The organism is Flavobacterium sp., assembly GCF_049318325.1.
Taxonomy (GTDB): Bacteria; Bacteroidota; Bacteroidia; order Flavobacteriales; family Flavobacteriaceae; genus Flavobacterium.
Genome location: NZ_JBMOGQ010000110.1, coordinates 1 through 7894 on the forward strand (window position 1 = coordinate 1; position 7894 = coordinate 7894).

A 7894-nucleotide genomic window follows, 5' to 3' on the forward strand; every position below is an offset into this window, starting at 1 on the left:
CTAATCTGTAATTTTCTGGGTGAATTCCTTGTTTCATTGTGTAAATCTTTTTATTGTTATGAAGTAGTTTTGTTTTGAAGCTTTCATTCTGAAAGGTATAAACTTGCTACAACTTTTAATATTCTTACTTTTTTAATTTAGCGTGTGCAAAAATACAACTATTTTTTAAAAATCAAACCAATCTGTAACTTTTTTTAATTGTTTTGTACTTACCGAAAAGTAATTACGGAATTACTATATTTGTTAATTAATCAAAACCTAAACAATATGAATGAAATTATTAAGAAAAACGGTATAACATATAGCGCTATCTTAGGTCTAATATCTATTGCATCCACGACTCTCATTTACGTAATAGATTTAAAGCTATTTATGAGTTGGTGGCTTGGAGGAATTAGCCTTATTTTAAATATTGTGATTGGTATTTTTTTAGTTTCGGATACTAAAAAACAACTAAATAACACCATAAGTTTCAAAGATGCTTTTTCAGTTTATTTTATTGCAGGAGCACTTGGAAGTACTATTTCTGCTCTATACAATTACGCTTTGTTTAATTTTATAGATCCTCAAGCCAAAGAAACGCTAAAAGAAATGACCATCAAATATACTATTGAAATGATGGAAAAATTTGAAACACCGAAAGAAGCATTAAATCAAACCATAAACGAATTGCAAAAAGCGGATAATTTTTCCTTAGGAAATATATTTATGGGATTATTATTTGTTTATCTAATTGTTGCCATTTATGGTTTAATTTTGGGAGCTATTTTTAAATCTAAATCACCTTCATCTCAAGGATTATAAATGAATCTATCTATAATAATTCCGCTTCTTAACGAACAGGAATCCTTACCTGAATTACACCAATGGATTGTCAAAGTAATGGCTACCCATAATTATTCTTATGAAGTTATTTTCATTGATGATGGAAGTACGGATGAGTCGTGGCAAATTATCGAACAAATTTCTAAGGAAAACCTAAATATAAAAGGAATTCGCTTTCTCACCAATTTTGGAAAATCACAAGCGCTACATGCCGGTTTTGCCAAAGCCAAAGGAGACGTAATTATTACCATGGATGCGGATTTACAAGATAGTCCGGAGGAAATTCCTGATTTATTCAACATGATAACCAATCAAAATTATGATTTGGTTTCAGGTTGGAAAAAGAAACGTTACGATTCGGTTATAGGTAAAAATTTGCCTTCCAAGTTATTTAATTGGGCTGCACGAAAAACGTCTGGCGTTAAACTTAATGATTTCAACTGCGGCTTAAAAGCATATAAAAATATAGTTGTTAAAAACATAGAAGTATCAGGAGAAATGCACCGTTACATTCCTGTTTTGGCCAAAAATGCCGGATTCTCCAAAATAGGCGAAAAAGTGGTGATACATCAAGCCCGAAAATATGGCGAATCAAAATTTGGAATGAGCCGTTTTATCAATGGCTTTTTAGATTTAATAACGATTTGGTTTTTATCTAAATATGGTAAACGACCGATGCATCTTTTTGGCGCACTTGGTGTCATTATGTTCATTATTGGTTTTATAGCTACTTTTTTGATTATTGGAATCAAACTAATGAAATTATTTGTTTTCCATGAACCTACTATTTTAGTTGCTGCAAATCCACTTTTTTATATCGCTTTAACAGCAATGATTATTGGTTCGCAACTATTCTTAGCCGGATTTTTAGGTGAAATCATTTTAAGAACTAAAAACAATGAAGAGCGTTATAAAATTTCTGGAGAGGTAAATTTATAATTCATCCAAGGCACTCGAGCCAAAGGCGAACTGAGCAAAGCTAAAGCGGAACTGAGCGGAGCTAAAACCTCAAACAAAAATAAAATTTAGATTATGCACATTGAAAAAAATATAGCAGACAAAGTAAACGAATGGCTTACACCTACGTTTGACAAAAAAACACAAGACGAAATCAAAGAAATGATGACTTCTTCTCCGAAAAACTTAGAAGAAAGTTTCTATAAAAATTTGGAGTTTGGAACGGGTGGAATGCGAGGAATAATGGGTGTAGGAACCAATCGAATCAACAAATACACGCTTGGAAAAAACACTCAGGGTTTATCCGATTATTTAAAAAAATCATTCCCCGGTGAACAACTGAAAGTTGCTATTGCTTATGATTGCAGACATAACAGCGATACGCTAGCTAAAGTCGTTGCTGATGTTTTTTCAGCAAACGGAATTCACGTGTATTTGTTTTCAGAAATGCGACCAACTCCTGAATTATCTTTTACATTAAAATATTTAAATTGCCATGCTGGAATTGTTTTAACAGCTTCACACAATCCACCGGAATACAACGGATACAAAGTATATTGGCAAGATGGCGGACAAATAGTCCCTCCAAATGATGTTGAAATTGTTCAAGTAATTGAAAACTTAAATTATAGCGAAATCAAATTTGACGCTAACGAAAATCTTATTGAATATATTGATGTTGCTGTTGATGAAGCTTTCGCCAAATCGACAGTGGATAATGCAAGTTTCAACACATCGGCAGAAGCAAGAAAGAATTTAAAAATCGCTTACACTTCGTTACATGGAACTTCTATCAAAATGGTTCCAAAAGTATTAGAAAAAGCAGGTTATACTGATGTTAATATTGTTCCGGAACAGGCAGAACCAAACGGAAATTTTCCAACAGTAGTTTCTCCAAATCCAGAAGAACCGGAAGCATTGACAATGGCTTTGGATTTAGCAGATAAAATAAATGCAGATATCGTTTTTGGAACTGATCCTGATAGCGATCGACTTGGGGTTGCTGTTAGAAATAACAAAGGCGAAATGCAGTTATTGAATGGAAATCAAACTATGGTTGTGATGACGCATTATCTTTTGCAAGAATGGCATAAAGCCGGAAGAATTAACGGAAAACAATTTATCGGTTCAACGATTGTATCCACACCAATGATGTTGGAATTAGCTTCAGCTTACAATGTAGAATGCAAAGTTGGATTAACAGGGTTTAAATGGATTGCCAAATTCATCCGTGATTTTCCCGAACTTGAATTTATTGGTGGAGGCGAAGAAAGTTTTGGTTACATGGTTGGCGACGCTGTTCGCGATAAAGATGCAGTTGGAGCAATTTTATTAATGTGCGAAATTGCGGCTCAGGCAAAAGAAAAAGGAAGTTCTGTCTATAAAGAACTAGAACAACTATATTTAGACTATGGTTTCTATAAAGAACATTTAATTTCGATAACTAAAAAAGGTATAGAAGGCGCAAACGAAATCAAGCAAATGATGGTTGACATGCGTGAAAATCCAGTTTCAGAAATCAATGGGCAACGTGTAATTATGGTAGAAGATTATCAGAACTCGACAGCACGAAATCTTTTGACAAATGAAACGGAAACGTTATTCATTCCAAAATCGGATGTACTGATTTATTATTTAGAAGACGGTTCTAAAATTTGTGCACGTCCAAGTGGCACTGAACCAAAAATAAAATTCTATTTTAGTGTAAATACCGCTATCGAAAGTTTGGATGAAATTCCCGCTGCTCATGCACATTTAGATACTAAAATCGCAAACATAATTTCAGAAATGCAATTGAACTAATGGATAATAATCTTAAAAAACTAATTCCATTTGCGCTAAAGTATAAGAAAAATGTAATTCTAAACATTGTCTTCAATATATTTTACGCCATGTTCTCTACACTTGGGATGGTTTCTATAATACCAACTTTAAAAGTACTTTTTAAAGAAACGGAACAAGTGACAGTCCATCCAACTTATAAAGGTATTGGCTATTTAGGTAAATATGGCGAAGATTTACTGAATTATTATATTACAAAATTATCAACAGAAAGAGGCGAAGAATATGCACTTTTACTTGTAGTATCCATTGTAATTGTAATTTTTTTACTGAAAAATATCTTTAATTATTTGGCTTCTTTTCATGTAACAAGATTAAGAACAGGTGTTTTGAAAGACTTACGAGAAAAATTATACCGAAAAATTATTCATCTTCCTGTTTCTTACTATTCCGACGCTAGAAAAGGCGATGTAATGTCGAGAATGCTTGGCGATATTAACGAAGTGCAAAATTCCTTTTTTCAGGTATTAGAGTTAGTAGTGCGTGAACCGTTGACTATCATTTTTTCTATTGTTGCTATGTTGGCAATAAGTTCTAAACTGACACTATTCGTATTTATTTTTATCCCAATTTCAGGTTTAATTATTTCAAGAATTGGAAAAAATCTGAAAGCTAAATCCACCAAAGCACAACAGGAAACCGGTTATTTTATTTCAATTTTAGACGAAACTTTGGGCGGAATGAAAGTCGTTAAAAGCTATAATGCTGAGAATCTTTTCATATCTAAATTCAACAATTCGGTTAAAAAATTACAACAGTTATCCAACAGTATCGGAAACAAAAGTAATTTGGCTTCACCGATGAGTGAATTCCTCGGAATTCTTACCATTGCGGTACTTTTATGGTACGGTGGTTATATGGTTTTGGTTGAAAAATCGTTAGCTAGTACTGCTTTCATTGGGTATATAGCTTTAGCTTATACCATTTTAACTCCGGCCAAAAATATTTCAAAAGCTTCTTATCAGGTAAAAACCGGTTTAGCTGCGGCCGAGAGAGTATTTACATTGATGGAAGAAGAAAACACTATTACCTCTAAAGAAAATGCTGTTCATAAAGATACTTTCGAAACCGGAATTTCTTTAGAAAACATCAACTTCAGATATCACGAAGAAAATGTATTGAAAGACTTTTCGCTTCATGTTCCAAAAGGAAAGACTGTCGCTTTAGTTGGGCAATCCGGAAGTGGAAAAAGTACAATTGCCAATTTATTAACTCGTTTTTACGATGTTAATCAAGGTAAAATAACTATTGATAATGTTGACATCAAAGACATCGATTTGAATTCGCTTCGAAGTTTGATGGGCTTGGTAACACAGGATTCAATATTATTTAACGATACTATTAAAGCGAATATTTCATTAGGAAAAATTGACGCAACCGATGATGACGTAATTGCTGCTTTGGAAATTGCAAACGCACATGAATTTGTAAAAGAGTTACCTGACGGAATTTATACAAATATTGGCGACAGCGGAAACAAACTTTCGGGTGGACAAAAACAACGTTTGTCTATTGCGCGTGCTGTTCTGAAAAATCCTCCAATAATGATTTTGGATGAAGCTACTTCTGCTTTGGATACGGAAAGCGAAAGATTGGTACAAATTGCCCTGGAAAATATGATGCAAAACAGAACGTCCATTGTCATTGCACATCGACTTTCAACTATTCAAAAAGCAGATATCATTGTGGTAATGCAAAAAGGAAAAATTGTAGAGCAAGGAAATCACGAGGAGCTTTTAGCCAAAAACGGAACCTATTCTAAATTGGTTTCGATGCAATCTTTTGACTAATTAAATTGGCTTGTAACTAATTACTTTCCACTCTTTATCCAATAAATTCACAAACTGATATTGAATGCTGTCTTTTGCATCAAACTCGCCATTTTTATTGGTATCCTCAACGGTTCTGAAATAAAGAAGGTTTTTAGATTCGATGATTTTCCAATCGATTAATTCTTGAAAATCGGCGGAAAGTTTGGTGAATTTTTGACCTGAAATCGTACTTAAGTACAAGGATTTTATATCGCTATTATCTAACTTTCCGTCTTTATTTGTATCCATATCAGCCAAAGAATAGACCAATAATTGCTGTTTGCTTTTATCAGCAAAAGTCTTTAAATACGTTGCCGTTTCAATTAAAATTTGTTTGTCTGTCAAAGTATTAATCGTGTCCTTCCCTATTTCCTGAAACTTCAAATTCTTCAAATAACCTGTAATTTGGTATTCACCATAATTAGAAACAGTAAAACCATGCTCTGAATCGTACGAAGATTTTATTCCTTTTCCGTTACCTGACATCACACCAATTGGGTGAATTAGGAAGTTAGTTCCCTCCATATTGATCGGCAAATCAGCTACCTCAATCTGATTGGTATCAGACAAGACTTCAGGTCTTGCTTTTGAAGTTGTTTCGTAAGTAACTTTAGGCTTTTCTGCTGCTTCTTTTTTGCAGCTTACAAAAAGACCAACAAAAACCATAGCGATATACAGAAATAAATTTTTCATTTTCATAAAATTGATGCCCAAAATTAGTGAATTATTTCTACAATTTCGCCGTTAACTTAACATTGAAAACCCGAGTAGTCATATAATTTGGAATGCCGTATTGATTTTTAGTATACACATCGCGAACCCAGGTATTGGTTATTGCATTTTGGTTATTAAACAAATTGTAAATTTCAAATCCAACCGATAAATCTTTGAATTTCTTTAGCCAATGTCTTTCTCGTCTTTCATTGTTTCTTTCGGTCAATACATACGAAAAACCAACATCGGCACGACGGTAATCTCGCAAACGGCTTTGATATACATAAGGATCCGCATAAGAAGGCGAACCGCCAGGCAAACCGGTATTGTAAACCAAATTCATATACAATTTCATATTCGGAATATTGGGCATATAATCCTGAAATAGAATTCCAAATTTTAATCGTTGATCAGTCGGACGGGCAATATAACCTCTATCGTTTTGATTTTCTTCTGTCTTCATATACCCAAAACTCAACCAAGATTCTGTTCCAGGAACAAATTCTCCATTCAATCGCATGTCGAAACCATAAGCATAAGCCACTGCATCATTATTAGCTCGATAACGAATTCTGACGTTTTCTAACGTATAGGTGTTTACATCTGTCATTGTTTTATAATACGCTTCGGTAACCAATTTGAACGGACGATTATTCATTTTAAAATTAAAATCATTACTCAAAACAAAATGAATCGATTGTTGTGCTTTCACATTCGGATTTACTGCGCCATTTTGATCTCTCAACTCACGATAAAATGGTGGTTGATGATAATAACCAACAGAAAATCTGAAAAGCATATCTTTTTCCCAATCAGGTTTTAATGCGAATTGTGCTCTCGGACTAAAAACAGTTTGTCTTTTTGCACCAGAAATGGCATCACCAGAAACTAACCAACTATGAAAACGGGCACCAGCTGTAACCCAGAATTGATTTTCTCCAATTTTAGTTTTAGTGTTCCATTGTGCAAATCCGGAAAATCTATCGATATCAACAAAATTGGTGGCTCTAACATTCTGATAAGGAACAAGCGGACCAACATACGGATTGTAAGGCTGGTCATTTGGAATGTCAATTATTGGCGGGTTAATATTAAAACCTGCAGAGTCAATAACTTCCCATTCTACTATTCGGTCTCGAATATTTTCGCGAGTGTATTTAAAACCCCAATCTATTTGGTGCTTCTTATTATTAATTTGGTGTGTTCCTTTAATTTCTGCATTAACAATTAAAGCATCTAAATCGTTTCGGGCGTGGTTTAATTGCGTTCCGATGCCTCGATTAAACGTAACCTGCCCTAATGTTTCTGAACCAATATTAGTATCAACTTCTCCCAAAAAATAGGCTGCATAAATATCAAAATATTCTTGTTCTTGGGTGTGATAAATTGAACTTATTAATCTAAACGTGTTATTTTCATTTGCAACATAATTGGTTTTGAAAGCCCCAAACAGCGTTTGATATTTGTCATTTTCCTGGCCTTCATAAAAAACTTGTAAAGCAATTGGTTCGTCAATAGTTCCAAAATTAGTCTGACGGGTTAATGGCTGATAATTGTAAATATTTTGGGAAACATTGCCAAGAAAACTAAATTGCCATTTTTCATTTGGATTGAAATTAACGTTAGTTTGAACATCGACAAATGTTGGTCTGAAATTAGTTTGAGTTTCCTGACTGTTGACCAAAAGTGAATTATCGCGATAACGGATTCCAGTAATAGCTGACCATTTTTTATTCTTAGAGATT

General features: G+C 33.7%; 6 protein-coding genes. 4 read left to right on the plus strand and 2 right to left on the minus strand.

What is annotated here, in order from left to right:
* Window positions 1–267: 267 nt before the first annotated feature.
* The 4 genes from ACOYLP_RS09530 to ACOYLP_RS09545 all read left to right on the plus strand — a co-directional run bounded on the left by ACOYLP_RS09530 (window position 268) and on the right by ACOYLP_RS09545 (window position 5414).
* Window positions 268–804 (plus strand): DUF4199 domain-containing protein, encoded by a 537-nt coding sequence (locus ACOYLP_RS09530; protein WP_422855939.1) that lies wholly within the window; start codon window positions 268–270, stop codon window positions 802–804.
* Window positions 805–1764 (plus strand): glycosyltransferase family 2 protein, encoded by a 960-nt coding sequence (locus tag ACOYLP_RS09535; RefSeq protein ID WP_422855940.1) that lies wholly within the window; start codon window positions 805–807, stop codon window positions 1762–1764.
* Between the two features lie 93 nt (window positions 1765–1857).
* Window positions 1858–3585 carry a phospho-sugar mutase gene (locus tag ACOYLP_RS09540; protein ID WP_422855941.1) on the plus strand — a complete coding sequence of 576 codons (1728 nt, stop codon included), beginning with the start codon at window positions 1858–1860 and terminating at the stop codon, window positions 3583–3585.
* Entirely contained in the window at window positions 3585–5414 is a 1830-nt protein-coding gene (locus ACOYLP_RS09545; RefSeq protein WP_422855942.1) for an ABC transporter ATP-binding protein, read from the plus strand. Before ACOYLP_RS09540 ends, ACOYLP_RS09545 begins: the two co-directional genes overlap by 1 nt.
* Here ACOYLP_RS09545 and ACOYLP_RS09550 read toward each other — a convergent pair whose 3' ends face one another.
* Both ACOYLP_RS09550 and ACOYLP_RS09555 read right to left on the minus strand, forming a co-directional pair.
* Complete coding sequence (locus ACOYLP_RS09550; protein WP_422855943.1) at window positions 5415–6128, minus strand: hypothetical protein; 714 nt, start codon at window positions 6126–6128, stop codon at window positions 5415–5417.
* Between the two features lie 37 nt (window positions 6129–6165).
* A partial coding sequence (locus tag ACOYLP_RS09555) for a TonB-dependent receptor (protein WP_422855944.1) occupies window positions 6166–7894 on the minus strand: 1729 nt, incomplete at its 5' end.

Excerpts from the sequence above, each read along its gene's own strand:
- ACOYLP_RS09540 (WP_422855941.1), top strand. The coding sequence starts at position 1,858 with ATGCACATTGAAAAAAATATAGCAGACAAAGTAAACGAATGGCTTACA.
- ACOYLP_RS09545 (WP_422855942.1), top strand. The coding sequence starts at position 3,585 with ATGGATAATAATCTTAAAAAACTAATTCCATTTGCGCTAAAGTATAAG.
- ACOYLP_RS09530 (WP_422855939.1), top strand. The coding sequence starts at position 268 with ATGAATGAAATTATTAAGAAAAACGGTATAACATATAGCGCTATCTTA.
- ACOYLP_RS09535 (WP_422855940.1), top strand. The coding sequence starts at position 805 with ATGAATCTATCTATAATAATTCCGCTTCTTAACGAACAGGAATCCTTA.
- ACOYLP_RS09550 (WP_422855943.1), bottom strand. The coding sequence starts at position 6,128 with ATGAAAAATTTATTTCTGTATATCGCTATGGTTTTTGTTGGTCTTTTT.